24 protein-coding genes are annotated in these 24,328 nt (G+C 67.4%); 14 read left to right on the top strand and 10 right to left on the bottom strand.

The window, feature by feature from the left end:
* Positions 1–93 precede the first annotated feature (93 nt).
* The 4 genes from lysA to HR9077_RS16565 are packed head-to-tail and all read left to right on the top strand — an operon-like array spanning position 94 to position 3,866.
* Positions 94–1,374 (top strand): diaminopimelate decarboxylase, encoded by a 1,281-nt coding sequence (gene lysA, locus HR9077_RS16580; RefSeq protein ID WP_136068278.1) that lies wholly within the window; start codon positions 94–96, stop codon positions 1,372–1,374.
* Positions 1,374–2,207, top strand: coding sequence for a diaminopimelate epimerase (gene dapF, locus HR9077_RS16575; RefSeq protein ID WP_136068276.1), 834 nt, complete (start codon positions 1,374–1,376; stop codon positions 2,205–2,207). The genes lysA and dapF overlap by 1 nt, the downstream gene beginning before the upstream one ends.
* A 56-nt stretch (positions 2,208–2,263) precedes the next feature.
* Positions 2,264–2,980, top strand: coding sequence for a DUF484 family protein (locus HR9077_RS16570; protein WP_136068274.1), 717 nt, complete (start codon positions 2,264–2,266; stop codon positions 2,978–2,980).
* Positions 2,964–3,866, top strand: coding sequence for a tyrosine recombinase XerC (locus tag HR9077_RS16565; RefSeq protein WP_136068273.1), 903 nt, complete (start codon positions 2,964–2,966; stop codon positions 3,864–3,866). Before HR9077_RS16570 ends, HR9077_RS16565 begins: the two co-directional genes overlap by 17 nt.
* A 34-nt stretch (positions 3,867–3,900) precedes the next feature.
* On the opposite strand, the gene HR9077_RS16560 is transcribed toward HR9077_RS16565, so the two are convergent.
* Positions 3,901–4,332, bottom strand: coding sequence for a hypothetical protein (locus tag HR9077_RS16560; protein ID WP_136068272.1), 432 nt, complete (start codon positions 4,330–4,332; stop codon positions 3,901–3,903).
* A 148-nt stretch (positions 4,333–4,480) separates the two neighbouring features.
* Between HR9077_RS16560 and HR9077_RS16555 the strand changes: the two genes are divergently transcribed.
* The 5 genes from HR9077_RS16555 to HR9077_RS16535 all read left to right on the top strand — a co-directional run bounded on the left by HR9077_RS16555 (position 4,481) and on the right by HR9077_RS16535 (position 8,131).
* Positions 4,481–4,837 (top strand): ArsR/SmtB family transcription factor, encoded by a 357-nt coding sequence (locus tag HR9077_RS16555; RefSeq protein WP_136068270.1) that lies wholly within the window; start codon positions 4,481–4,483, stop codon positions 4,835–4,837.
* On the top strand, positions 4,834–5,247 hold the full coding sequence (gene arsC / locus HR9077_RS16550; RefSeq protein ID WP_136068268.1) for an arsenate reductase (glutaredoxin): 414 nt from the start codon (positions 4,834–4,836) through the stop codon (positions 5,245–5,247). The genes HR9077_RS16555 and arsC overlap by 4 nt, the downstream gene beginning before the upstream one ends.
* The gene (gene arsH, locus HR9077_RS16545) at positions 5,244–5,960 is read left to right on the top strand and encodes an arsenical resistance protein ArsH (protein WP_136068266.1); all 717 of its coding nucleotides are present in this window, start codon (positions 5,244–5,246) and stop codon (positions 5,958–5,960) included. Before arsC ends, arsH begins: the two co-directional genes overlap by 4 nt.
* 12 nt (positions 5,961–5,972) lie before the next feature.
* Positions 5,973–7,280: an arsenic transporter gene (locus tag HR9077_RS16540; RefSeq protein WP_136068264.1), complete on the top strand. Its 1,308-nt coding sequence runs from the start codon at positions 5,973–5,975 to the stop codon at positions 7,278–7,280.
* Positions 7,281–7,354: 74 nt separating this feature from the next.
* Positions 7,355–8,131, top strand: a complete 777-nt coding sequence (locus HR9077_RS16535; RefSeq protein ID WP_136068262.1) for an HAD family hydrolase — start codon at positions 7,355–7,357, stop codon at positions 8,129–8,131.
* 206 nt (positions 8,132–8,337) lie between these two features.
* Here HR9077_RS16535 and yihA read toward each other — a convergent pair whose 3' ends face one another.
* Positions 8,338–9,012, bottom strand: a complete 675-nt coding sequence (gene yihA, locus HR9077_RS16530) for a ribosome biogenesis GTP-binding protein YihA/YsxC (protein WP_136068260.1) — start codon at positions 9,010–9,012, stop codon at positions 8,338–8,340.
* A 253-nt stretch (positions 9,013–9,265) separates the two neighbouring features.
* Here yihA and HR9077_RS16525 point away from each other — a divergent pair, with 253 nt between their 5' ends.
* From HR9077_RS16525 to HR9077_RS16505, 5 genes are all read left to right on the top strand, one after another.
* Positions 9,266–9,898, top strand: coding sequence for a thiol:disulfide interchange protein DsbA/DsbL (locus tag HR9077_RS16525; RefSeq protein WP_136068258.1), 633 nt, complete (start codon positions 9,266–9,268; stop codon positions 9,896–9,898).
* A 4-nt stretch (positions 9,899–9,902) separates the two neighbouring features.
* Positions 9,903–10,718: an endonuclease/exonuclease/phosphatase family protein gene (locus HR9077_RS16520; protein WP_136068256.1), complete on the top strand. Its 816-nt coding sequence runs from the start codon at positions 9,903–9,905 to the stop codon at positions 10,716–10,718.
* A 115-nt stretch (positions 10,719–10,833) separates the two neighbouring features.
* Complete coding sequence (locus HR9077_RS16515) at positions 10,834–11,391, top strand: TRAP transporter small permease subunit (protein WP_136068254.1); 558 nt, start codon at positions 10,834–10,836, stop codon at positions 11,389–11,391.
* The gene (locus tag HR9077_RS16510; RefSeq protein WP_136068252.1) at positions 11,391–12,797 is read left to right on the top strand and encodes a TRAP transporter large permease; all 1,407 of its coding nucleotides are present in this window, start codon (positions 11,391–11,393) and stop codon (positions 12,795–12,797) included. Before HR9077_RS16515 ends, HR9077_RS16510 begins: the two co-directional genes overlap by 1 nt.
* A 122-nt stretch (positions 12,798–12,919) precedes the next feature.
* Complete coding sequence (locus HR9077_RS16505; protein WP_136068251.1) at positions 12,920–14,020, top strand: TRAP transporter substrate-binding protein; 1,101 nt, start codon at positions 12,920–12,922, stop codon at positions 14,018–14,020.
* 112 nt (positions 14,021–14,132) lie between these two features.
* On the opposite strand, the gene nuoN is transcribed toward HR9077_RS16505, so the two are convergent.
* The 8 genes from nuoN to nuoG form a co-directional block, all read right to left on the bottom strand.
* Complete coding sequence (gene nuoN / locus HR9077_RS16500; RefSeq protein ID WP_136068249.1) at positions 14,133–15,590, bottom strand: NADH-quinone oxidoreductase subunit NuoN; 1,458 nt, start codon at positions 15,588–15,590, stop codon at positions 14,133–14,135.
* Positions 15,587–17,131 carry an NADH-quinone oxidoreductase subunit M gene (nuoM, locus tag HR9077_RS16495; protein ID WP_136068247.1) on the bottom strand — a complete coding sequence of 515 codons (1,545 nt, stop codon included), beginning with the start codon at positions 17,129–17,131 and terminating at the stop codon, positions 15,587–15,589. Before nuoM ends, nuoN begins: the two co-directional genes overlap by 4 nt.
* A gap of 93 nt (positions 17,132–17,224) precedes the next feature.
* Positions 17,225–19,084: an NADH-quinone oxidoreductase subunit L gene (gene nuoL / locus HR9077_RS16490; protein WP_136068245.1), complete on the bottom strand. Its 1,860-nt coding sequence runs from the start codon at positions 19,082–19,084 to the stop codon at positions 17,225–17,227.
* 11 nt (positions 19,085–19,095) lie between these two features.
* A complete protein-coding gene (gene nuoK / locus HR9077_RS16485; protein ID WP_136068243.1) occupies positions 19,096–19,404 on the bottom strand; it encodes an NADH-quinone oxidoreductase subunit NuoK in 309 nt (102 codons plus the stop codon).
* On the bottom strand, positions 19,401–19,946 hold the full coding sequence (gene nuoJ, locus HR9077_RS16480; RefSeq protein ID WP_136068241.1) for an NADH-quinone oxidoreductase subunit J: 546 nt from the start codon (positions 19,944–19,946) through the stop codon (positions 19,401–19,403). Before nuoJ ends, nuoK begins: the two co-directional genes overlap by 4 nt.
* Positions 19,947–19,973: 27 nt before the next feature.
* A complete protein-coding gene (gene nuoI, locus HR9077_RS16475) occupies positions 19,974–20,513 on the bottom strand; it encodes an NADH-quinone oxidoreductase subunit NuoI (RefSeq protein WP_136068239.1) in 540 nt (179 codons plus the stop codon).
* Positions 20,514–20,543: 30 nt separating this feature from the next.
* On the bottom strand, positions 20,544–21,524 hold the full coding sequence (gene nuoH / locus HR9077_RS16470; protein ID WP_136068237.1) for an NADH-quinone oxidoreductase subunit NuoH: 981 nt from the start codon (positions 21,522–21,524) through the stop codon (positions 20,544–20,546).
* Positions 21,521–24,301: an NADH-quinone oxidoreductase subunit NuoG gene (gene nuoG / locus HR9077_RS16465; RefSeq protein WP_136068235.1), complete on the bottom strand. Its 2,781-nt coding sequence runs from the start codon at positions 24,299–24,301 to the stop codon at positions 21,521–21,523. Before nuoG ends, nuoH begins: the two co-directional genes overlap by 4 nt.
* Between the last annotated feature and the right edge of the window lie 27 nt (positions 24,302–24,328).

Genomic DNA, 24,328 nt, shown 5'->3' with positions numbered 1-24,328 from the left:
GAATGGCGACAGCACCGCGGCGGATGCCGAGCCGGGCGCCGAGGGCGAGGAAGCGCAGAATACCCGGCCGAGCGAGCAGAGCGGAGAGTAAGCATGGATCATTTCGACTATCGTGACGGCGTACTCTATGGTGAAGACGTACCGCTGCCCCAGGTCGCCGGGCGCTTCGGCACGCCCTGCTACGTCTATTCGCGCGCCACTCTGGAACGCCATTACCGAGCCTACAGCGAGGCGCTGTCCGGTCATCCGCACCTGATCTGCTACGCGGTCAAGGCCAACTCCAACCTCGCGGTGCTCAATCTGCTGGCGCGTCTCGGCGCCGGCTTCGACATCGTCTCGGTGGGCGAGCTCGAGCGCGTGCTGGCCGCCGGCGGCGACCCCGCCAAGGTGGTCTTCTCGGGGGTCGCCAAGCAGCGCCACGAGATGGCCCGGGCGCTCGAGGTGGGCATCAAGTGTTTCAACGTCGAATCGCTGGCCGAACTCGAGCGCCTCGACGAGGTGGCCGGCGAGTGCCGCGAGATCGCGCGGGTCTCGCTGCGCGTCAACCCCGACGTCGACGCGCGCACGCATCCCTACATCTCCACCGGACTCAAGGCCAACAAGTTCGGCATCCCCGCCGACCAGGCCTTCGACATCTACGCCCGGGCCGCCGAGTTCGCGCACCTCGAGGTGGTCGGCATCGACTGCCATATCGGCTCGCAGCTCACCGAGCTGGCGCCGTTCCTCGATGCCCTGGACCGCCTGCTGGTGCTGCTCGACCGGCTCGCCGAGCGCGGCATCGCCATCGAGCACCTGGATCTCGGCGGCGGTCTCGGCGTGCCCTACCACGACGAGACCCCGCCGGCACCGTACGACTACGCCCGCGCGCTGCTCGAACGGCTCGCGCAGTGGGACAGCCAGCGCAAGCTGACCCTGCTGTTCGAGCCCGGGCGCTCGATTGCCGCCAATGCCGGGGTACTGCTGACCCGCGTGGAATATCTCAAGCCCGGCGAGGAGAAGAACTTCGCGGTGATCGACGCCGGCATGAACGATCTGATCCGCCCGTCGCTGTACCAGGCCTGGCAGGCGATCCTCCCGGTGGATGCGCGCCAGCCGCGCGATTCGGCACGCTACGACGTGGTCGGCCCGGTCTGCGAGACCGGCGACTTCCTGGGCAAGGATCGCGACCTGGCGATCGGCGCCGGCGACCTGCTGGCGGTCCGCTCGGCCGGCGCCTACGGTTTCGTCATGGCCTCGAACTACAACAGCCGGCCGCGGCCCGCGGAGGTGATGGTCGACGGCGATCGCATGCATCTGGTCCGCCAGCGCGAGAGCGTCGAGTCGCTGTGGGCGGGCGAGGCGCTATTGCCGGCCCCCGCCGTGGAGCGTCGTTGATGCGGGTGCACTTCACCAAGATGCATGGCCTGGGCAACGACTTCATGGTGGTCGACCTGGTCACCCAGCGCGTACGTTTCGAGCCCGAGCAGATACGCCGGCTGGCCGATCGGCATTTCGGCATCGGCTTCGATCAGCTGCTGCTGGTCGAACCGCCGCGCGACCCCGAGCTGGACTTTCGCTATCGCATCTACAACGCCGACGGCGGCGAGGTCGAGAACTGCGGCAACGGCGCGCGCTGTTTCGCCCGCTTCGTGCGTGACCAGCAACTGACCCACAAGCGCGAGATTCGCGTCGAGACGCTGGGCGGGCCACTGACCCTGCGCGTGGACGATGACGAGCGCGTCCGCGTCGACATGGGCACGCCGCGCTTCGCTCCGGCGACGGTGCCCTTCGCGGCCGAGGCCGACCTGGCCCGTCATGCCCTGGAGGTCGATGGCGAACGGCTCGAGGTCGGCGTGGTATCGATGGGCAACCCCCATGCGGTGCTGCGGGTCGACGACATCGATGACGCGCCGGTGACCCGGCTGGGGCCGGCCATCGAGCGCCACCCGCGCTTCCCGCGCCAGGTCAACGCCGGCTTCATGCAGGTCGTGTCGCGTCACGAGATCCGCCTGCGGGTCTTCGAGCGCGGTGCCGGCGAGACGCTGGCCTGCGGCACCGGTGCCTGCGCCGCGGTGGCCAGCGGCATTCGTCAGGGACTGCTCGACAGCCCGGTCGAGGTCCATCTGCGCGGCGGCCGGCTGACCATCGAATGGCCGGGCGGCGATGCGCCGTTGATCATGACCGGCCCCGCCGAGCGGGTCTTCGACGGTCGTGTACAACTTTGTTGAGTCACTGAGTTTTGTTAGCTCGCTGATCTCAGCGAGCCGAACGACAAGAGGACGCCATGCCCCCTGCGAAAGCGCCCGAATCCCGCCAGACGCTCGACGCTGAAAGCGTGGCCCGCTGGCTGGCCCGCCATCCCGACTTCTTCATCGGTCGCGAGGGCCTGCTCCAGCAACTCAAGGTGCCGCATCCCGAATCTCACGGCGCCATTTCGCTACTCGAACGACTGGTCATCGATCTCCGCGAGCGCGCCGAAGGCGCCGAATGGCGACTCGAACAGCTGCTCGAGTCGGCGCGCTACAACGAATCGCAGTATCGCCGCACCCGCGAACTGGTGCTGGCGCTGCTCGAGGCCGAAGACAGCGACGCCCTCGGCGAGGCGCTGGCCACCCAGCTCGCCGAGCGCTTCCAGACCCAGGCGGTGGCGCTGTGGTGCGCCCCCGAGCTCACCGATATCGAACCCCGGCCGCCGCAGCCGCCGCGCTTCGTGCTCGACGAGAACAGCGGCACCCGCCTGGGCGCGTTGCTCGATGGCCGCGCCAGCCGTTGCCGGCGCCTGTCGCGCAAGGACTGGCAGCGTCTGCTGCCGCACAGCGAGCCGCCCAAGCAGGCCGGCTCCTGCGCGCTGACCCGGCTGACCCTGGGCGAGCCCCTGGGTTACTTGATCCTCGCCAGCCACGACGGCGACTACTTCCGTGCCAGCCTCGACACACTCTTCACCGAATACCTCGGTGAAGTCGTCGCCCGCCTGATGATGCGCCATGCCGGACGCCTGTGATCGCCTGACGGCCGAAATCGAGGCATTCCTCGCCGGCTTGGCGCAGCACGCCAGCCCGGCCACCGTCGATGCCTATCGCCGTGACACCGCGGCCCTGCTGCGCTTCGCCCGCGATCGCGACCTGCGCGACTGGAGCGCGCTCGATGTCGCCGAGGTGCGCCGCTTCCTAGGGGGCGAGCGCAGCCGCGGCCTGGCCCCTCGCAGCTTGGCGCGGCGACGCGCGGCGCTGTCGAGCTTCGCCGAGCACTTGGTCCGGCACGGCGTGCTCGCCCATAACCCGGTGCGCCTGGCGCCCTCGCCGCGCGCCCCTCGGCACCTGCCCCGTCCCGTCGACGTCGACCAGTTGGCGCGCTTCCTGGATACGCCCCACGACGGCTCGCCGCTGGCGCTGCGCGACCAGGCGATGTGCGAGCTGCTCTACTCCTGCGGCCTGCGCCTGGCCGAGCTCGCCGCGCTGGACCTTTCGAATCTCGACGGCCAGCGCGCACGGGTAATCGGCAAGGGCGGCAAGCCGCGCCAGGTGCCCGTCGGCCGCCGCGCTCGCCAGGCGCTGGATGCCTGGCTGATGGCCCGCCGGAGCCTGGTCGGCGGCGACGAGCCGGCGCTGTTCGTCGGAAGCCGCGGCGCGCGGCTCGGTCACCGCGCCATCCAGAAGCGCCTGGCCCGGCTCGCCGTGGAGCGCGGCCTGCCCGAGCACCTGCATCCGCATCGCCTGCGCCACTCCTTCGCCAGCCATCTGCTGGAATCCAGCCAGGACCTGCGCGCCGTGCAGGAGCTGCTCGGCCATGCGCACCTGTCGACCACCCAGGTCTATACCCACCTGGACTGGCAACAGCTGGCCGGGGTCTACGATGCTGCCCACCCGCGGGCGCGACGCCGCGACTGAGCGAACGCCGGCCCTTGGAACCGCGGGTGATCGGTCACTCTCCGCCGAGCCGCACCTCGCTCCCCGCGTACCGCCCGCTCGGATAACGGCCATTCGCGGGCTGGTGCTCGCTGATCTCGAGCGTCACGTCGGTCGGGGTCGCGCCGTAGCGGGCCGCGATCTCCGCAAATGCCGCCTGCATGTGCGTGTCGATGATTTTCGCCATGGCTTCCCGGGTGGCGCGATAGTCGGCAATGGTCTTGTCGAGCCCGGCGTCTTGGGTCCGCTCGGGGCGTTCCGGCTCTGGCTGCGGGCCTGGCTCCTGCGCAGAGGCGGCCTCGCCTTCGTAGGTCGTGGCGCTCTCGCCGGCATAGGCCCGCAGGGAGTCGATGAGCTCATCGATGACCTGCCTGTCCCCCTGACGCGCTCGCGCGGCAAGCGACCCCGCCCGGGCAAGGTTCCTGATCAGTCTGTCAAAGTCGCTCATGCGGCCTCCTGTCGAATCCATGAAATGGAACGTTCAGTGTAATCGCTGTCTGGCATGAGGGTTTGACCGGACTGCGCTCGTCGATGTTTCGGACAAGCCTTGGCGATACGTTGTTGCGCCTTCGCTTCATGTCTGTAATTCTGGACATATGGACAATACAACGGCTATCGACGCCTTCGCGGCACTATCCCAGGCGACCCGCCTGGAAACCTTCCGGTTGCTGGTCCGCCACGAGCCGGCGGGGCTGCCCGCCGGCGAGATCGCGCGGCTGCTGGAGGTGCCCCACAACACCCTGTCGGCCCACCTGGGGGTCCTGTCGCGGGCCGGCCTGGTCGTCTCGCGCCGGCACAGCCGCTCGGTGATCTATCGCGCCAGCCTGGAGCGCATGCAGGAAACGCTGAGCTTTCTGGTGCGCGACTGTTGCGCAGGGCGTCCCGAACTGTGCGAGCCCCTGCTCCGCGAACTGCAACCCTGCTGCCCAACCGACGAGGGAGCTCCTGCATGACCAGCGTGATCTATCACAATCCGCAGTGCGGCACGTCCCGCAACACCCTGGCGATGATGCGCCGGTCCGGGGAGGAGCCGCATGTCATCGAGTATCTGAAGACACCGCCCACGCGGGCAAGGCTGGTCGAGTTGCTGTCCGCCATGGACATGACGCCCCGGCAGCTCCTGCGCCGCAAGGGAACCCCCTACGATGAACTGGGCCTGGACGACCCCGGGCTCGGCGACGAGCAACTGATCGATGCCATGCTGGCGCACCCCATCCTGATCAACCGCCCCATCGTGGTGACCGACAAGGGCGCGCGTCTGTGCCGGCCCTCGGAGGCGGTGCTGGCCCTGCTAGCACATCCGGTGGCCGAGTTCACCAAGGAAGATGGCGAGATCGTACGCCATGGAGGAACTGCGTCATGACGCTGGATCAACTGCCCAACATCGATCCCGAGCGCTTGCGCCCCATCGACGTCGATGCGCTGGCCGGCCCCGGCCAGCCCCGGCATCCACCACGCATCCTGGTGCTCTACGGCTCGCTGCGGGAACGCTCCTACTCGCGGCTGGTGGCGGAGGAAGCCGGCCGCCTGCTGCGCTGGTTCGGCTGCGAGGTGCGCACCTTCAACCCCTCGGGGTTGCCGCTGCCCGACGACGCCGACGCCAGCCACCCCAAGGTGCGGGAATTGCGCGAGCTGGCCGAGTGGAGCGAGGGCATGGCATGGGTCAGCCCCGAGCGGCATGGGGCCATGACCGGGATCATGAAGGCTCAGATCGACTGGATCCCCCTGGCGCTGGGCGGCGTGCGCCCCACCCAGGGCAAGACGCTGGCGGTCATGCAGGTCTCCGGCGGCAGCCAGAGCTTCAACGCCGTCAACCAGCTGCGCACTCTCGGGCGCTGGATGCGCATGCTGACCATCCCCAACCAGTCCTCGGTGCCCAAGGCCTTCAACGAGTTCGACGACGCCGGGCGGATGCGACCGTCGCCGCTCTATCTGCGCATCGTCGATGTCTGCGAGGAGCTGGTGAAGTTCACCTGGCTGACGCGTGGCTGCTCGGCGTATCTGACCGATCGCTACTCGGAGCGTGTCGAGAGTGCGGAAGCGGTCTCCAGGCGCGTCAACCAATCAACGCACTGAGGAAAACGTTCAATGCTGGCCTTTGCGATCTTTCTGGTCACGCTGGTGCTGGTCATCTGGCAGCCGCGGGGGCTGGGCATCGGTTGGAGCGCCCTGGGCGGCGCCGCGGCGGCCCTGGCAACCGGCGTCGTCGACTGGCACGACGTCGGCGTCGTCTGGCATATCGTCTGGGATGCCACCTTCACCTTCGTGGCGCTGATCATCATCTCGTTGATCCTCGACGAGGCCGGCTTCTTCGCCTGGGCCGCCCTGCACATCGCCCGCTGGGGCAACGGACGGGGCCGGGTGCTGTTTCCGCTGATCGTGGTGCTGGGCGCGTTGATTGCCGCGGTGTTCGCCAACGATGGCGCGGCGCTGCTGTTGACGCCGATCGTGGTGGCCATCCTCGCCCGGCTGGAGTTCAGCCCCGCGGCGGCACTGGCGTTCATCATCGCCACGGGGTTCGTGGCCGACTCGACCAGCCTGCCGCTGGTGATCTCGAACCTGGTCAACATCGTCAGCGCCAACTATTTCGAGATCGGCTTCGATCGCTACGCCCAGGTGATGGTGCCGGTCGACCTGGTCTCGCTGGCCGCCACGCTGCTGGTGCTGGGCGTGTACTTCCGCAAGCGGATACCGCCGCGCTATGACGTCGCACGGCTGGAGGCACCGGCGACGGCGATTCGCGACCGTCAGGTCTTTCGCGCGGCCTTTCCGCTGCTGATCGCGCTGCTGGTCGCCCTGTTCCTGACCGCCCGGTGGCAAGTTCCGTTCGCCATCCTCATGGGCACCGCGGCGCTGCTCCTGACGGCCATCGCCGGACGCTGGTTCTCGCCGGGGCACGTGCATGTCGTCTCGCTCAGCAAGGTCGTGAAGAACGCGCCCTGGCAGATCGTGCTGTTCTCGCTGGGCATGTACCTGGTGGTGTATGGCCTGGGCAATGCCTGGCTCACGGCCTGGGCAGCGGACGTGCTGGTGTGGCTGAGCCGGCAAGGGGATTTCGCGGCGACCATCGGCACGGGCTTCGCCTCGGCGCTGCTGGCCTCGCTGATGAACAACATGCCGTCGACCCTGGTCGGCGCCCTGGCCATCGACCAGGCGCAGGTATCGAATCAGACACAGCAGCTGATGATCTACGCCAATGTCATCGGCAACGACCTGGGGCCCAAGTTCACACCCATCGGCAGCCTCGCCACGCTGCTCTGGCTGCACGTGCTGGCCGGCAAGGGGTATCGCATCGGCTGGGGGCAGTACATGAAGGTCGGGCTGATCATCACTCCGCCGGTGCTGCTGGCCACGCTGGTCGCGCTGGCGCTCTGGCTACCGGTCATTTCGCCATGACCCGCGAGGCGTGATCGACGGGACGATCTATGGCACATTGCCAGGCACCGGCACGACGGCCTTGCGGAGCGCCCATGACTGCAACGACACGCCACGCCCGCATCGAGGCGCTGACCTTCGACCTCGACGACACGCTGTGGGACAACCGGCCGGTGATGGAGCATGCCGAGCCGACGCACTATGCCTGGCTCGACACCGAGCTGGCCGACTGGCTGGCCGCCTCGCCGCTCGGTGAGCTGTTCGCCGGGCATGAGCGCTATGCCCAGCGCTTTCCGCTGGCCGCCTACATCGAGCGCCGCCTGGCCCTGGCGCGACGCCATCCGCTGCGGCGCGGCGACTTCACCTGGCTGCGCGAACGCGCGCTGATCGAGCTGCTCGAGGAGTACGGCCTGCCACGCAGCGCCGCCCATCTATGGGCTGCGGCGGCCATCGGCCACTTCCTGACGCTGCGCCACACGCTCACGCCCTATCCGGAGGCGATACCGCTGCTCGATGCACTGCGCCAGGATTACGCGCTGGCGGCGATCACCAACGGCAATGCCGATCTCCAGCGCCTGGAGCTGGCGCAGCATTTCCCGGTGGTGATCGCCGCCGGCGAGCTGCTCGCGCCCAAGCCCGACGCCCGCCCCTTCCTCGCCGCCCTGGCGCGACTCGGCAGTCGCCCGGCACGGGCACTGCATGTCGGCGATTCCTGGAAAGAGGATGTACTGCCGGCATGGCGGCTGGGCATGCGGGTGGCCTGGATCGACAAGCACGACGAGCGCCGCACGGACCTGCCGCCCGGCGTACACCGCCTGGCTCATATACGCGAGTTGACGGCCCTGCTCGAGCGCCTGGATGGCGAGCGCTGAAGGCCGGTCATCGATCGGTGAGGCCGCTCGGCACGGCACGTCACTCAGAACTCGTTTCCCAACTCCCAGCAATATCGGCGCCGGAGACAAGGCGAAGCAAGGGTCCTTTGCCATGGAGGGCAAAGGTAGCGCCCAAGGACGGGTTAACAGCGCCCTTGCGAAGGCTTGCCGCCGGCAAAGCCCGCCTCTCGTCTACCGAGGAACTCTCAATCGCCATCGGCCTCGTCGAGCAGCCACGCATCGAGACGCGCCGCGAGTTCGTCGACGCCCTGGCGCTTGAGCGCGGAGAACAGCTGGATGCTGACCAGATCCTCCCACTCGGCGAGCTGTCGGCGCACCTTCAGCAGACTGTTCTTGGCGGCCCCGGGCTTGAGCTTGTCGGCCTTGGTCAGCAGGATGTGCACGGGCATGTCCTGGTCGTCGGCCCAGCCCAGCATCATCTCGTCGAAGTCGGTGAGCGGATGGCGCACGTCCATCATCAGCACCAGGCCCTGCAGCGACTGGCGTTTCTGCAGGTAGTCGGAAAGGTGCCGCTGCCATTCGCGCTTGACCGATTCGGGGACCTTGGCGAAGCCGTATCCGGGCAGGTCGACCAGCCGCTGGCAAGTATCGTTGGCGATGCCGAAGAAGTTGATCAGCTGGGTGCGCCCCGGGGTCTTCGAGGTCCGCGCCAGCGCCTTCTGCTGGACCAGGGCGTTGATGGCGCTCGACTTGCCGGCGTTGGAGCGCCCGGCGAAGGCGACCTCGCGGCCGTCATCCGGCGGGCAGGCCGCCAGTGTCGGGGCACTGGTCATGAACTGGGCGGTATGGAAATTGAGGCGGCTCACGGCGGCTGGCTTCCTGGCGTTGCGGTACTGACGAATGGCTCGACGAGTGGCCATGGCACGCTTTGGCGTCACTCGCCAGGGCCTCGATGATGGCCCGGGCAGCCGCCCGGCGCGGGCCGGATTGTACCATCACGCGCTCACGGGCGGCGAACGTCGCTCGCCGCGGTACCGAAGAACACCGACCTCTCGCCTCCCGGGGAACCCCCTCGCCATTCGAGGCTCCAAGTGGGGCCGGTCGCCGTCTCATGCGACCCGGATATCTGTTACCTTTGCCGTATAGTCGGTTTTTCACGAGGAGAAAGGACGCATGTTGAAACAGTGGATCGCCGCGGTCGCCGGCCTGGGTCTGTCGTCATTGGTCATGGCCGCACCGCCGGTCGCCGGCGAGGACTACAAGGTTCTCGATACCCCGGTCGAAACCAGCGTGGCTGAGGGCCAGATCGAGGTCACCGAAGTGTTCTGGTACGGCTGCCCGCACTGCTACAAGCTGGAAGAGCCGCTCAATGCCTGGGTCGAAGAGTTACCCGACGACGTCACCTTCCAACGCGTCCCGGCGACCATGGGCGACACCTGGACGGCCCACGCGCGCGCCTTCTACGCCGCCCAGCAACTCGGCATCCTCGACAAGGTCCACGGCGATTTCTTCGATGCCATCCACGAACAGGGCCAGCGCCTGACCGCCCCCGACGACATCGCTGCCTTCTTCAGCGACTACGGTGTCAGCGAGGCGGATGCCAAGGAAGCGTTGAGCTCGTTCGGCGTGAAGAGCCAGATCAACCAGGCCCACGCCAAGATGCGCGCCTACGAGCTGATGGGCGTGCCGGCGCTGGTGGTCGACGGCCACTATGTGGTGACCGCGCGTACCGCCGGCAGCCTGGAAAACATGCCCCGGATCGCCGGTGCGCTGATCGACAAGGTTCGCCAAGAACGCAGCGAGTGACGCCATGAGCAGCGCGCGCGCCACACCGGCCGGGGCCCATGCCGAGACACTGCGGCTGATGACCTTCAACCTGCAGGTCGGCATCCAGACCTCGGCCTACCATCATTACCTGACCCGCAGCTGGCAGCACCTGCTCCCCCATCCGACGCGCCAGCGCCGTCTGGATGCCATGGGCGAGGTGCTCAAGGCGTTCGACATCGTCGGCCTGCAGGAAGTCGACGGCGGCAGCTTCCGCTCGGGTAACGTCAATCAGGTGGAGTACCTGGCCCAGCGGGCCGGGCTGCCCCATCACTACAAGCAGCTCAATCGCAACCTGGGCCGGGTCGCCCAGCACAGCAACGGCCTGTTGTCGCGCCTGGTGCCCGAGCGTATCGAGGAGCACCGTCTTCCCGGCACCCTGCCCGGCCGCGGCGCCATCCACGCGCGTTTCGGCTCGGGCCCCGACGCGCTCCACGTGTTCGTCGTCCATCTGGCGCTGAGCCATCGCTCGCGGTCCCGCCAGTTCGACTACCTCGGCGAGATCATCAAGCCGCTCAAGCATGTGGTGGTGATGGGCGATCTCAACTGTACTCCGGATCAGTTGCACAGCCGCCATTCGGGCTTCTGCACCGCGCTGCCGTTAAAGCCGGCGCGCCCCCTGTTGAGTTATCCTTCCTGGCAGCCAAGCCGGGCGCTGGATCATATCCTGCTTTCCTCGTCGCTGGAGGCGGACAATCTGCAGGTGCTCGACCAGCTCTACTCGGACCACCTGCCGATCGCCGTGGATATTCACCTCCCCGCTGGCTGCCAGCACGCCCTGGCCAGATCGTCAGACCAATGATCCATTGCCGGCCCTGCCGGCACACGGCACTCTGACGCTACTTCAGGCGTGGCCTGGCCGTTGCATACAACTCCCCCAGAAAAACGGCAACCGCTGCCACGATAGCGAGGGATCCATGAATCGAGCTGCATCCGAACCGGCGCTTCTGGTCTGGATCGACACCCTTACCGAACGGCTGGGCAAGGCACTCGCCTGGCTGGTCCTGGTAATGATGCTGGTCCAGTTCCTGGTCGTAGTGCTGCGCTACCTCTTCAACTTCAACAGCATCCCCATGCAGGAATCGGTGATGTACATGCACGCCGTGCTGTTCCTGCTGGCCGCCTCCTACACCCTCAAGCACGACGGCCACGTGCGCGTGGACATCTTCTATCGGGGCTTCTCGCCGCGCACCCAGGCCTGGGTCGACCTGCTGGGCACGCTGTTCCTGCTGCTGCCGTTCATGGCCTTCGTGGTTTTCTCCAGCCTGGGCTATGTCGGCAAGTCCTGGGCGATCCTCGAAGGCTCGCCGGACAACGGCGGCATCCCCGGCGTGTTCCTGCTCAAGACGCTGATCCCGGCCTTCGCGGTGTTGATGATCGTCCAGGGCATCGCCGAGATCATCCGCAAGGCGCTGATCATTTCCGGTCGACTGCCGCCCGCCACGGAGCATGATCACAGCGAGGAGCCGATCTGATGCTGGAGTTCATGCCGCTGGTGCTATTCGCACTGATCTGTGCCGTGCTGATGCTCGGCTTCCCGGTGGCGCTGACGCTGGCGGGCACCTCGCTGGCCTTCGCCGGGCTGGGCATGGGGCTCGAGTCGCTGGGCATCGATGCCAATTTCGACGCCAGCTTCCTGTCCGCGCTGCCCAACCGTCTCTACGGCACCATGACCAACCAGACGCTGCTCGCCGTGCCGCTGTTCGTGCTGATGGGCGTGCTGCTGGAAAAATCCAAGGTCGCCGAGACCCTGCTCGACGCCATGGCGCTGCTGTTCGGCTCGCTGCGCGGCGGGCTGGGAATCTCGGTGACCATCGTCGGCATGCTGCTGGCCGCTTCCACCGGGATCGTCGGCGCCACCGTGGTGACCATGGGCCTGCTGTCGCTGCCGACCATGCTCAAGCGCGGCTACAGCCAGTCGCTGGCCACCGGCACCATCTGCGCCACCGGCACGCTGGGCCAGATCATCCCGCCGTCCATCGCCCTGGTGCTGCTCGGCGACGTGCTCTCGTCGGCCTACCAGCAGGCGCAGTTGACGATGGGCATCTGGAGCCCCAAGACCGTCTCGGTGGGCGATCTGTTCGTCGGCGCGCTGGTCCCCGGGCTGATCCTGGTGGTGATGTACATCGCCTACGTGGCGTTCATCGCCTGGCTCAAGCCGGAGTCGGCTCCCCCGGCCGACCGTCAGGAGCTGATGGCCGAGCTCAATCACCGGGGCAGCCTGCTCACCCTGCTGCTCAAGGGCCTGGTGCCGCCGCTGGCGCTGATCGTCGCCGTGCTGGGCTCGATCCTCGGCGGCTTCGCCACCCCCACCGAAGCCTCGGCGGTGGGGGCCTTCGGCGCGCTGATGCTGGCGCTCGCCTATCGCAAGCTGGACTTCGCCACCCTGCGCGATGTGGTGCGCTCGACCACTCACGTCACCACCATGGTGTTCCTGATCCTGATCGGCGCGGCACTGTTCTCGCTGGTGTTCCGCGCCTACGGCGGCGAGGAACTGGTCGAGGAGCTGTTCGCCAACATGCCCGGCGGGGTGGTCGGCGCAACGATCATCGTCATGCTGGTGATCTTCCTGCTCGGCTTCATCCTCGACTTCATCGAGATCACCTTCGTGGTGGTGCCGATCGTCGGCCCGGTACTGCTGGCCATGGGCCTCGACCCGGTCTGGCTGGGGATCATGATCGCCATCAACCTGCAGACTTCGTTTCTCACCCCGCCGTTCGGCTTCGCGCTGTTCTACCTGCGCGGCGTGGCCCCCGAGTCGGTGCCCACCACGGCGATCTACCGCGGCGTGATCCCGTTCATCGTGCTGCAGCTCTGCATGCTGGTGGCGCTGGCCTTCGTGCCCGAGCTGGCGACCTGGTTGCCGGCCCAGTTCAAATAGCCCGAGCGAGGTTTTCCAGGGTGTAGCCGTTTTCAAGGTGTAAGGAGGGCGGGGCAACGACCCGCCCACTACCAAGCAGCGCGTCAGCCAGGCGCGTACGACACAACAAAGGGGAACGCACCATGCAAATCAAGAGGTTGGCTTCAGCAGTCGCGATGGCAACCGGCGCGGCCGGGCTGATGACCCTGGCCGCGACGGCCCAGGCGCAAGAGACTTTCGAGTGGAAGATGGTCACCTCGTGGCCGAAGAACTTTCCCGGGGTCGGCCAGGGGCCCGAGCGCCTCGCCGAGCTGGTCGACAAGATGTCCGACGGCCGGCTGACCATCGAGGTCTACGGTGCCGGCCAGCTGGTTCCCGGCTTCGAGGTCTTCGACGCGGTTGCCGAGGGTACCGCCGAGATGGGCCACTCCGCATCCTACTACTGGAAGGGCAAGGCGCCGGCCGCCCAGTTCTTCGCCGCCGTGCCGTTCGGCATGAACGCCCAGGAGATGAACGCCTGGCTGCAGTATGGCGGCGGCATGGAGCTGTGGAACGAGCTGTACGACCAGTTCGGCGTCGAGGTCATGGTCGCCGGCGCCTCGGGTGTGCAGATGGGCGGCTGGTACAACAAGGAGATCAACTCGGTCGCCGATCTCGATGGTCTGAAGATGCGCATGCCGGGGCTTGGCGGCGAAGTGATGGATCGCATGGGCGTGGCGATCGTCAACATGCCGGGCGGCGAGATCTTCACCTCGCTGCAGTCCGGGGCGATCGACGCCACCGAATGGATCGGCCCCTACAACGACCTGGCCTTCGGTCTCTACCAGGCCGCCGATTACTACTACTACCCCGGCTGGCACGAGCCGACCGTGATGTTCGAGGCGATCGTCAACGATGAAGCCATGGCGTCACTGCCGGACGACCTGCAGGCGATCCTGCGCACCGCGGTGGCCGACGTCAACCAGTCGGTGCTCGACGAGTACACCGCGCGCAACAACGACGCCCTGCAGACGCTGATCAACGAGCATGACGTCCAGCTCAAGCGCTTCCCCGACGACGTGCTCGCCGAAGCCCAGGCACTCTCCGAGGACGTGGTCAGCGAACTCGCCGCCTCCGACCCCATGGCCAGGAAGATCTACGACTCCTATCGCGCCTTCCAGGACAAGGTGGAGAGCTACCACGCGATTTCAGAGCAGGCCTTCTACAACGCCCGTAATCCCGAGGGCGACACCACCACCGAGTGAACAGGCTCGATGGGATAAGATGGGATAAGTAGTCATGCCCCGCGCCATCGGCGCGGGGCTTTTTATTGTGCCGGTGATTGCACCGGGCTTATCGCTCGCGGAGGACCGAACGTCAACCCGCCGTCTCGAGCATGGCCCCGCCCATGATCCTTACCCACTCGATCATCGGCGTGGGGTAGATCCCCAGCAGGATGATCAGCAGCGCCACGCCCAGCACCACCACGCCACCGGCGCGCACGCCCCAGTCCTCGGGGGCATCGCGCTTCTGCATGCCCGCTTCGGCCAGGTAGAGCGTGACCATCACGCGCAGGTAATAGTAGAGCCCGATGGCACTGCCCACGATCACCGCGCCGACCAGCCACCAGCGCCCGGCCTCGACGCCCAGCGCGATGATGTAGAACTTGCCGATGAAGCCGGCGGTGAAGGGGATGCCGGCCAGTGAAAGCATGGTCACGGTGAGCACCGCGGTCAGGTAGGGGCGACGCCAGAACAGCCCGCGATAATGGTGCAGCGCCGCCGCATCCTCGCCACGATAGGGGGAGGAGATCAGCGTCACCACGCCGAACGCGCCCAGCGTGGTCAGCATGTAGACCACCAGGTAGACCCCGGTCGCCTCGACCGAGAGCCCCTCGCCGATGACCAGTGCCGTCAGCAGGTAACCGAAGTGGGCGATCGACGAGTAGCCCAGCAGCCGCTTGAGGTTGGACTGGGTCAGCGCCAGCAGGTTGCCGACCAGCATGGTGAGGACCGCCAATACCGCCAGCACGCCATGCAGCCAGGCATCCTGGAAGGCCGGGGCCGCCATGACCAGGCGCAGCAGCACCACGAACACCGCGACCTTGCTGGCCGAGGCGAGAAAGGTCGAGGCTGGGCCCGGGCCGCCCTCGTAGACGTCCGGCGTCCACAGGTGAAACGGCACGATCGACAGCTTGAAGCCCATCCCCATCAGCATCAGCGCGGCCCCCGCCAAGCCCCAGGCGCCGGGTCCGCCGCTCAGCTGTGCGGCCAGGCCGGCGAAATCGAGACGGCCGGTTTCGGCGTAGAGCAGCGCCATGCCGAACAGCAGGATGGCGGTGGCCGCCGCGGACAGCACCAGATACTTGATGCCGGCCTCGAGCGAACGCCGCTCATGGTAGGTGTAGGCGAGCATCCCATACAGCGGCATCGACAACAGCTCGAGACCGAAGAACAGCGTCGCCAGGTGGGTGCTGGCGGCCAGTACCAGGCCGCCCGCCGTGGCGCACAGCAGCAGCAGGTAGAACTCCTCGCGCGGCCCCCGGTAGTGCTCGAGATAGGCATGACCCAGCGTGGCGCAGGCCAGGGCCGCGACCAGGATCAGTACCGCGGCGAAGATCGACAGGCCATCGACGGCCAGCATCGGCGTGGCCAGCGGCGCCATGAACCACACGCCGATCAGCGAGACCAGCGCCAGATTGAGCCCCACCGCCGTGGCCACGGCGATGCCGGTATGATGGCGGCGCCAGGCGATCCCCAGCATCACCACGATGGCCGTGGCACAGACCAGGATCAGCGGCGTCAACGCCAGCAGGTGCGTCGCGGTCAAGGTCATGGAGCCCCCGTCATCAGAGTGGACGACTGTGCAACGGCCCCGAACAGTTGCTGCACCTCGAGCATCGCCGCGCCGGTGGTATCAAGCAGCGGCTGCGGGTAGAGCCCGAACAGCAGTACCAGGGCGAGGATCGACAGCATCATCAGGTATTCGCGGCCGTCGAGGTCGGCAAAGCGCCCCTCGCCCTTGGCGGGACCGAAGTGGACCCGCTGCATCAGCAGCAGCGAATAGACGGCCGCCAGCACCAGCCCGCCGCTGGCGATGACCACCGTCCAGGGGGCCGCCGGGAAGCTGCCGAACAGGACCATGAACTCGCCGAGGAAATTGGCGGTGCCGGGCATGCCCAGCGAGGCGGCGACGAAACACAGCGAGAACCCCGGCAGGCTACCCATGCGCCCCCAGAGACCGCCCATCTCGCGCATGTCGCGGGTATGCAGCCGCTCGTAGAGCTGACCGCTGAGGATGAAAAGTCCGGCCGCCGAGAAGGCGTGGGCGACCATCAGCATCACCACCCCCTGCAGGGCGAGTTCGGTGCCTGCGTAGATGCCGATCAGCACGAAGCCCATGTGCGAGATACTGGTGTAGGCGATCAGCCGCTTGACGTCCTGCTGCCCGCAGGCCAGCAACGCCCCGTAGAAGATGCCCACCAGGCCCAGCGTCATGGCCACCGGGGCGAATGCCTGGGATGCCTCGGGGAAAAGCGGCAGGGCGAAGCGCAGCATGCCGTAGGCGGCGGTCTTGAGCAGGATCCCGGCGAGATCGACGCTACCCGCGGTCGGCGCCTGGGCATGGGCATCGGGCAGCCAGCCGTGCAGCGGCACCACCGGAAGCTTGACCGCGAAGGCGACGAAGAAGCCGAGCATCAGCAGCATCGCCGTGCCCTCCGACAACGGCGTCTCCAGCAACGTGGCATACGCGAACGAGTACTCGCCGGTGTTGGCGTGGTGAGCGAACACCAGCCCCAGGATCGATACCAGCATCAACAGGCCGCTGGCCTGGGTATAGATGAAGAACTTGGTCGCCGCGCGGATGCGGGTCCGCCCTTCCGAGCCGCTGTGCCCCCACAGCGCGATCAGGAAGTACATCGGCACCAGCATCATTTCCCAGAAGAAGAAGAACAGGAACAGGTCGATCGCCAGGAAAACACCGACCACGCCGCCGAGTATCCACAGCAGGTTGAGATGAAAGAAGCCGACCCGGCGCACGATCTCGTTCCAGGAGCAGAGCACCGCCAGCATGCCCAGAAAGCCGGTCAGCGCGATCAGCACCAGCGACAGGCCGTCCAGCGCCAGGTGGACATCGATGCCGAAGCGCGGGATCCACGCCACCTGCCACTCCATGGACCAGCGGGTCGCCTCGCTGGCGGTACCCATCTGCGGCAAGTGGTAATCGCCGTGGAACCACAGCCCCAGCGTGATCAACAGCTCGATCAGCATCGTCGCCAGCGCGATCCAGCGCGGCGCCTGATCGCCGAAGCGCTCGCCCTGCCAGCACAGCAGGCCGCCGACGAAGGGAATCAGGATCAGCCAGAGCAGCGTCATAAGCGGTGCGTTCCCTGTGGTTGTCGATACATTGGTGGCATCCCCCCGCCTCTCCTTATGCAAGTCCGAGTCATAGTGTGCCGGTCACGTCGTTCAGCCGCCCAGTACCAGCACCAGCAGGATCACCGTGACCCCCAGTGCCATGCTGGTGGCATACAGCCGCAGCTTGCCCGACTGGGTGTAGCTCAGGCCGCGGTGCGACAGCCAGGCCATCCACCCCGCCACCAGCACGAGACGGTCGATGATGTCGTTGCGCAGCACATGTACCAGGCCGCGATAGGGGCGCACCAGCAGCCGATCGTAGGCGATGTCGAAGCCCCAGGCCTGATTCCAGAGCCGCCACAATCGCGCCTCCCAGCCACCGGCGACGCGCTCGGCGAGCCAGCGCCGCCGCTTGAGGAACAGCCAGGCGGCCAGCCCCAGGCCACCCAGCGAGGCCGCCGCGGCGAAGATCCCCAGCACGGTGTGGCCGACACCGTGCGCATCGGCACCGGGACCCGACGGCAGCACGCCCTCCAGCGGCGGGTGGATCCCCGCGCCGATGAAGGTCGACAGGAGCGCCAGCACCACCAGTGGCAGGCCATGCACCAGCCCGCGGCCGGGCTCGGCGTGACGGGCGTTGTCGCTTTTCATTTCGCCATGGAAGGTGCCGATGATCAGCCGCAGGGTGTACAGCGAGGTCAGGAAGGCGCCGACCAGGCCGGCGAGCATCAACCCGCCGTTGCCGGCGGCCCAGGCCTCCCAGAGAATCTCGTCCTTGCTGTAGAAACCGGCGGTGACCAGCGGCAGTGCCGCCAGGGCCGCCCCGCCGACCACGAAACCGGCATACGCCAGCGGCAGACGACGCCACAGCCCGCCCAGCCGGCGCATGTCCTGTTCGTGGTGGCAACTGACGATCACCGCCCCGGCGGAGAGGAACAGCAGCGCCTTGAAGAAGGCGTGGGTCATCAGGTGGAAGATCGCCGCGTCGTAGGCCCCCACCCCCAGCGCCAGAAACATGTAGCCGATCTGGCTCATCGTCGAATAGGCCAGTACCCGCTTGATGTCGGTCTGCGCCAGCGCCGCGAAGCCGGCCATCAGCAGCGTCAGCGCGCCGATCAGCCCCACCAGGTAGAGCACCGTCGGCGCCAGCTCGAAGATCCCGTGCATCCGGGCGATCAGGTAGACGCCCGCGGTGACCATGGTCGCCGCGTGAATCAGCGCCGACACCGGCGTGGGGCCGGCCATGGCATCGGCCAGCCAGGTGTGCAGCGGCAGCTGGGCCGACTTGCCCAGCGCCCCGCCGAGGATCAGCAACGCCGCCAGCTGGACCTCGAGGGAGCCCTCGTTCCACACCTCGGGCGCGCGCGCGAGGATCTCGGCAATGTTGAGCGTGCCCAGCGCGCGGAACAGCAGAAACAACCCGATGGCCAGGAACACGTCACCCAGCCGGGTGACGATGAACGCCTTGAAGGCCGCCCAGCCGTTGGCCGAGGTCTGATAGTAATAGCCGATCAGCAGGTAGCTGCACAGGCCGACCCCCTCCCAGCCCAGGTACAGCAGCAGGACGTTGTCGCCGAGCACCAGCAGGATCATGCTGAACACGAACAGGTTCATGTAGGCGTAGAAGCGGGTCACGCCGCTCTCGCCACGCATGTACCAGGCGGCGAACAGGTGGATCAGGAAGCCGACGCCGGTGATGATCGACAGCATGGTCAGCGACAGGCCGTCGAGGCGCAACCCGATGGCCGGCTGGAAATCGCCCACCGACAGCCAGGTCCACAGCGTCATGTCGACACCGGTACCGCCGTCGGCCCGGAAGGTCCAGCCGACCCAGGCGGTGACCAGGGCCGCCAGCCCGACGCTGGCCACGCCGACCACCGCACTGGCGCGCGCGTTGAGCGTGCCCCGCGACAGCGCCAGGATCAGAGTGCCGACCAGCGGCAGCAAAAACGTCAGTGGCAACAACGACATCGACAGCTCCCTTAGCCGCGCATACGGTTGGCGGCATCCACATCAAGCGACTTGAAGCGATGGTGGAGCTGGATCAGCAGCGCCAGGCCCACGCTCGCTTCGGCCGCGGCCAGGGTGATCACCAGCAGGAACATCGCCTGGCCCTCCGGCTGGCCCCAGGCCGTACCGCCGACGATGAACGCCAACGCCGCGGCATTGAGCATGACTTCCAGGCTCATCAGCACGAACACCATGTTGCGCCGGCAGATCAGCCCGGCGAAACCCAGCGTGAACAGGATCGCGGCCAGTACCAGGCCATGTTCCATGGGTATTCCGTTCATGAGGCCTCCTTGCGGGCGCCCGATTCGGCATTCACCTCGGGCTTGTCGGGCGAGGCCACGCGACCGACATGCGACGCCGTGACCAGCGCCGCCAGCAGCAGCATGGCGCCCAGCTCGACGACCATCAGCCAGGGGCCGAACAGCAGCGAGCCCACCGCCTTGGCGGTCAGCACCTCGCCGCTGATCATGCGCCCGGCGTCCCCCGACCACAGCGTGGCGATCAGGGTCACCAGCAGCACCGCGGCGAGCAGCGACGGGCCCAGCCAGATCCGCGGCCTGAGCCAGGCCTTCTCCTGGGCGGCGCCCTGATCGCCCAGGTTGAGCATCATCACCACGAACACGAACAGCACCATGATCGCCCCGGCATAGACGATCACCTCCAGCGCCCCGGCGAACGGTGCGCCCAGCGCGAAGAACACCAGCGCCACCGAGATCAGCGAGACGATCAGGTAGAGCAGCGCATGCACCGGATTGGTGTTGGTGATGACCCCCAGCGTCGCCAGTACGGCGATCAGGCCACTCAGGTAGAAGGCGATTTCCATGGTTGCGTCCTGCTAGTAAATGCTGACTTACGGCAGCAGCGTCTTGACGTCGATCGGTTGTTCCTCGTTCTGCGCCCGCCCCTTGTCCTTGCCGGCGATCGACAGGCCCGCCACCTTGTAGAAGTGGTAGTCGTGATCCTTGCCGGGCCCGTCGATCAACAGGTCCTGTTTCTCGTAGACGAGCTCCTGACGCCGATACTCGCTCATCTCGAAGTCCGGGGTGAGCTGGATCGCCGAAGTCGGACAGGCCTCCTCGCACATGCCGCAGAAGATGCAGCGCGAAAAGTTGATGCGAAAGAACTCGGGGTACCAGCGACCATCCTCCTGCTCGCCCTTCTGCAGCGAGATACAGGCCACCGGACAGGCCACCGCGCACAGGTTGCAGGCCACGCAGCGCTCCTCGCCGTCGGGGTCGCGGGTCAGCACGATGCGCCCCCGGTAACGCGGCGCCAGGTAGACCGGCTCTTCGGGGTAGTTGAGCGTCTCGCGCTTGCGGAAGCTGTGCATGAAGACCATGCCCAGCGTACGCAGCTGGGAGACGCTGCCCTTGATCACTTTCATGAACATGGCCGTATCTCCTCGGTTACAGTGGCGTGATCACAGCGGGTCGGCAATCAGAATCACCGCCCCGGTCACCAGCAGATTGATCAGGGTCAGCGGCAGGCAGAACTTCCAGCCGAAACTCATCACCCGGTCGTAGCGTGGCCGCGGCAGCGAAGCGCGCAACAGCACGAAGAACACCAGGAAGGCGCCTGTCTTGAGCGCGAACCAGACGATCGGCGGCAGCAGCGGACCGTGCCAGCCGCCGAAGAACAGCGTCACGATCAGCGCCGAGACCAGCACCATGCCGACATACTCGCCGATGAAGAACATGCCGAACTTCATGCTCGAGTATTCGATGTGATAGCCGTCGGCGAGCTCCTGTTCGGCCTCGGGCTGGTCGAAAGGGTGACGGTGGGTCACCGCGATCCCGGCGATCAGGAAGGTGCAGAAGCCGAAGAACTGGGGAATGACGAACCACAGCCCCTCCTGGGCGTTGACGATCTCGCGCATGTTGAACGAGCCGGTCATCGCCACCACGCCCATCAGCGCCAGCCCCATGAACACCTCGTAGGAGAGCGTCTGCGCCGAGGCACGCATGGCGCCGATCAGGGCGTACTTGTTGCTGCTCGACCAGCCGCCGAACAGCACCGCATAGACGTTGATGCCGGCCATGGCGAGGAAGAACAGCAGCCCGATGTTGAGGTCCGCCACCCCCCAGCCGGGGGTGATGGGGATGATCATGAACGACAGCAGCAGCGAGGCCATGGCGATCACCGGGGCCAGCACGAACAGGGTGCGATCGGCGAACGGCGGGATCCAGTCCTCCTTGAAGAAGATCTTGATCATGTCGGCGATCAGCTGCAGCGAGCCGAACGGCCCCACCCGGTTGGGGCCATAACGATCCTGCCACAGCCCCAGCAGGCGCCGTTCGACCACCGTCATCACCGCCCCCAGCAGCACCGCGCCGAGCAGGATCACCACGGCCTGGAGCATGGCGATCAGACTGGCGACGATCGTCGGCGACAACCAGCTCATGGGCGATCTCCTGTCTCGTCGCCACGCCGTGCCATGGCGCCGGCATCGTGATAGTTCGTCGCGCCCGGGCTCAACTCGGCCCAGTCACCGCTGACCAGCCCCGGCTCGACGCCCGCCGGTACGCCGATCAACCCGGCGGGCAACGCGGCGTCGAGTTGTACCGGCAGGCTGACCCGGCCGCTGGCGGTGGCCACGCCGAGCAGATCGCCGTCGCTGCATCCCAGTCGCTGGGCGTCGTCGGCCGAGAGCCTCAGCGTCGCCGGCGCGGCGCGTTCGACGATCGGCGCGGCCCGCGACGAGGTCTCCTCGCCGCCGAACAGCCGCGGCAGCACCACTACCTGCCAGCTCGACTCGCGCGGGGCGAAACCGGCGGGCAGCGCGTCGAAATAAGCGTAGTCGCCCGGCCGGGGATGCAGCAGGCGCACCCCGGGATCGCCGGCGCTGAGGTGGCCGCCGACCTCGTCGGTGAACTTGTTCCAGGCCTGTGGCGAGTTCCAGCCCGGCGCCCAGGCGAAGGCGACCTCCTCGCGAGGCCGGTCGAAGCCGTTGTAGCCCTCCATCGAGAAGGTGAACGGCGAATCGGGGTCCTGGGGCGCCCGTGGCTCGCTGACGTCGAGATGCGCCCGCATGGCGGTGCGCCCGCTGTAGCGGTGCGGCTCGCGGGCCAGCTTGAGCCCGCGCACCCGGTAGTCGGCGCCCGGCGCGGCACCGAGGATGCCGTGCAACGCGGGATGACGTTCGGCACAGGCCTGGGTCACCGCGTCGAGGGTGATCTCGCCGACGTCGTGACGCAGCATGTCGGCGCGCAGCGCGTGAAGCCAGCGCCAGCTCTCGTGGATGCGCGTCTCGGGGCGAATGTAGCGCGGGTCGAAGACCTGGAAGAAACGCTGGGCGCGCCCCTCCAGGCTGACCAGGGTGCCGTCGCCCTCGGTGAAGGCCGCCGCCGGCAGCCCCAGGTGGGCGTGCTGCCAGGTGGCGGTGCGCTGATGGTCGAGCGTGATGACCGTTTCGGCGCGCTCCAGCGCGGCATCGACCCGCGTCCGGGGGGCACGCCGATAGAGATCGTTCTCGAGGATCACCACCGCATCGGCACGCGCGCCATCGAGTTCATCGAGGGCCCACTCGAGCGACTCGCCGCCGAGCATCGTCAGCCCGGTGCTGTTGGCCTCGCCGCGCACCAGCAGCAGGCTGCCCTCCCGGGCCGAGCGCGACAGTGCCCGGGCCACGCTGCCGGCCGCCTCGATCACCGCCGGCGAGCCCAGCGAGCCGCCGCCGATCACCAGCGGGCGGCGTGCCGCCAGCAATCGCTCGGCGATCGTCTCGGCCTCGCGCCGGGTGGCCTCGTCGAGCCCTTCCACCGCCGGGGCCGTCGAATCGATGGCGTGCGCCACGGCGAAGCCGAGCCGCGCGATGTCGTCCGGCGCCAGCGCCCAGCTCGCGGCACTGACTTCGTCGAGCCCGGTGGCGGTGGGGTAGGCGATGTACAGCGGGTGGTAGCTGTCCTGGCCGAGGGTCCTGACCGCCTCGTCGTTCCAGGCCGGGATGCCGCGCTCGGCGGCCAGTTCGGTGCGCCGCGCGGTGGCCGCCTGGCGCACCGCCAGGCCGACCCGGGCGGCGCTGGCGATCAGGTCCTCGCCGAGCACCAGCACGGCGTCATGATCCTCGACGTCGCGCAGCGTCGGGGTGGGCAATCCGCAGCTCTGGTTGAGCGTCTGCATCGCCGTCAGGCAGGCCTGCTCGGCGGCGGCGATTCCGGTCGAGAAGTTGCCCTCGCCGACCAGTTCGCGCAGCTGGTGGTTGCTCTCGAGACTGGCCCGCGGCGAGCCGATGCCGATCACCCGGCGCGCGGTGCGCAACAGGTCGGCGCCGCGGTCGAGCGCCGCATCGACCTCCAGGGTAACCGGGGCGTCGCCGCGGTCGCTGCGCCACTCGGGGCGCAACGGGCGGTCGCTGCGATTGACGTAGCCGTAGCCGAAGCGCCCCCGGTCGCACAGGAAGTAGCGGTTGACCTCGCCGTGGTAGCGGTTCTCGATGCGCCGGATGTCGCCGTAGCGTTCGCCCGGGCTGATGTTGCAGCCCGAGGCACACTGATGGCAGATGCTCGGCGCGAACTGCAGGTCCCACTTGCGGGTGTAACGCTCGGAGTGGGTCTGGTCGGTGAATACCCCGGTGGGGCAGACCTCGGTGAGGTTGCCGGAGAACGGGCTCTCGAGCACGCCGTCCTGGTGACGGCCGAAATAGATGTTGCTGTTGGCGCCGAAGGCGCCGAGGTCGGTACCGCCGGCGTAGTCGCGATAGAAGCGCACGCAGCGATAGCAGGTGATGCAGCGGTTCATCTCGTGGGCGACGAACGGGCCCAGGTACTGGTTGCGGTGGGTGCGCTTGCGAAAGCGATAGCGACGCCGGTCGTGGCCGGTCATCACGGTCATGTCCTGGAGGTGGCAATGACCACCCTCCTCGCATACCGGGCAATCGTGCGGGTGGTTGATCATCAGCCACTCGATGACGCTGGCGCGGAACTCGCGCGCCTCGTCGTCGTCGATCGAGATCCAGCTATCGTCGGTCGCCGGCGTCATGCACGACATCACCAGCATGCCCTGGGTATCGTCGGCGTCCTTGTACTTCTTGACCGCGCACTGGCGACAGGCACCGACGCTGCCCATCGCCGGGTGCCAGCAGAAATAGGGCACATCGAGGCCCAGCGACAGGCAGGCACTGAGGAGGTTGTCCGCCCCGTCGACGTCGTAGCTGTGCCCGTCCACGTGAATCGTCGCCATGCCGTTACCTCGCCTTCAGGTTGATGG

The sequence above is a fragment of the Modicisalibacter radicis genome (assembly GCF_900961225.1).
GTDB lineage: Bacteria > Pseudomonadota > Gammaproteobacteria > Pseudomonadales > Halomonadaceae > Modicisalibacter.
Note: the sequence above shows the minus strand (reverse complement) of the source record. Positions and strands in the feature narration are given on the sequence as shown.

Excerpts from the sequence above, each read along its gene's own strand:
- lysA (WP_136068278.1), top strand. The coding sequence starts at position 94 with ATGGATCATTTCGACTATCGTGACGGCGTACTCTATGGTGAAGACGTA.
- dapF (WP_136068276.1), top strand. The coding sequence starts at position 1,374 with ATGCGGGTGCACTTCACCAAGATGCATGGCCTGGGCAACGACTTCATG.
- HR9077_RS16570 (WP_136068274.1), top strand. The coding sequence starts at position 2,264 with ATGCCCCCTGCGAAAGCGCCCGAATCCCGCCAGACGCTCGACGCTGAA.
- HR9077_RS16565 (WP_136068273.1), top strand. The coding sequence starts at position 2,964 with ATGCCGGACGCCTGTGATCGCCTGACGGCCGAAATCGAGGCATTCCTC.
- HR9077_RS16560 (WP_136068272.1), bottom strand. The coding sequence starts at position 4,332 with ATGAGCGACTTTGACAGACTGATCAGGAACCTTGCCCGGGCGGGGTCG.
- HR9077_RS16555 (WP_136068270.1), top strand. The coding sequence starts at position 4,481 with ATGGACAATACAACGGCTATCGACGCCTTCGCGGCACTATCCCAGGCG.
- arsC (WP_136068268.1), top strand. The coding sequence starts at position 4,834 with ATGACCAGCGTGATCTATCACAATCCGCAGTGCGGCACGTCCCGCAAC.
- arsH (WP_136068266.1), top strand. The coding sequence starts at position 5,244 with ATGACGCTGGATCAACTGCCCAACATCGATCCCGAGCGCTTGCGCCCC.
- HR9077_RS16540 (WP_136068264.1), top strand. The coding sequence starts at position 5,973 with ATGCTGGCCTTTGCGATCTTTCTGGTCACGCTGGTGCTGGTCATCTGG.
- HR9077_RS16535 (WP_136068262.1), top strand. The coding sequence starts at position 7,355 with ATGACTGCAACGACACGCCACGCCCGCATCGAGGCGCTGACCTTCGAC.
- yihA (WP_136068260.1), bottom strand. The coding sequence starts at position 9,012 with ATGGCCACTCGTCGAGCCATTCGTCAGTACCGCAACGCCAGGAAGCCA.
- HR9077_RS16525 (WP_136068258.1), top strand. The coding sequence starts at position 9,266 with ATGTTGAAACAGTGGATCGCCGCGGTCGCCGGCCTGGGTCTGTCGTCA.
- HR9077_RS16520 (WP_136068256.1), top strand. The coding sequence starts at position 9,903 with ATGAGCAGCGCGCGCGCCACACCGGCCGGGGCCCATGCCGAGACACTG.
- HR9077_RS16515 (WP_136068254.1), top strand. The coding sequence starts at position 10,834 with ATGAATCGAGCTGCATCCGAACCGGCGCTTCTGGTCTGGATCGACACC.
- HR9077_RS16510 (WP_136068252.1), top strand. The coding sequence starts at position 11,391 with ATGCTGGAGTTCATGCCGCTGGTGCTATTCGCACTGATCTGTGCCGTG.
- HR9077_RS16505 (WP_136068251.1), top strand. The coding sequence starts at position 12,920 with ATGCAAATCAAGAGGTTGGCTTCAGCAGTCGCGATGGCAACCGGCGCG.
- nuoN (WP_136068249.1), bottom strand. The coding sequence starts at position 15,590 with ATGACCTTGACCGCGACGCACCTGCTGGCGTTGACGCCGCTGATCCTG.
- nuoM (WP_136068247.1), bottom strand. The coding sequence starts at position 17,131 with ATGACGCTGCTCTGGCTGATCCTGATTCCCTTCGTCGGCGGCCTGCTG.
- nuoL (WP_136068245.1), bottom strand. The coding sequence starts at position 19,084 with ATGTCGTTGTTGCCACTGACGTTTTTGCTGCCGCTGGTCGGCACTCTG.
- nuoK (WP_136068243.1), bottom strand. The coding sequence starts at position 19,404 with ATGAACGGAATACCCATGGAACATGGCCTGGTACTGGCCGCGATCCTG.
- nuoJ (WP_136068241.1), bottom strand. The coding sequence starts at position 19,946 with ATGGAAATCGCCTTCTACCTGAGTGGCCTGATCGCCGTACTGGCGACG.
- nuoI (WP_136068239.1), bottom strand. The coding sequence starts at position 20,513 with ATGTTCATGAAAGTGATCAAGGGCAGCGTCTCCCAGCTGCGTACGCTG.
- nuoH (WP_136068237.1), bottom strand. The coding sequence starts at position 21,524 with ATGAGCTGGTTGTCGCCGACGATCGTCGCCAGTCTGATCGCCATGCTC.
- nuoG (WP_136068235.1), bottom strand. The coding sequence starts at position 24,301 with ATGGCGACGATTCACGTGGACGGGCACAGCTACGACGTCGACGGGGCG.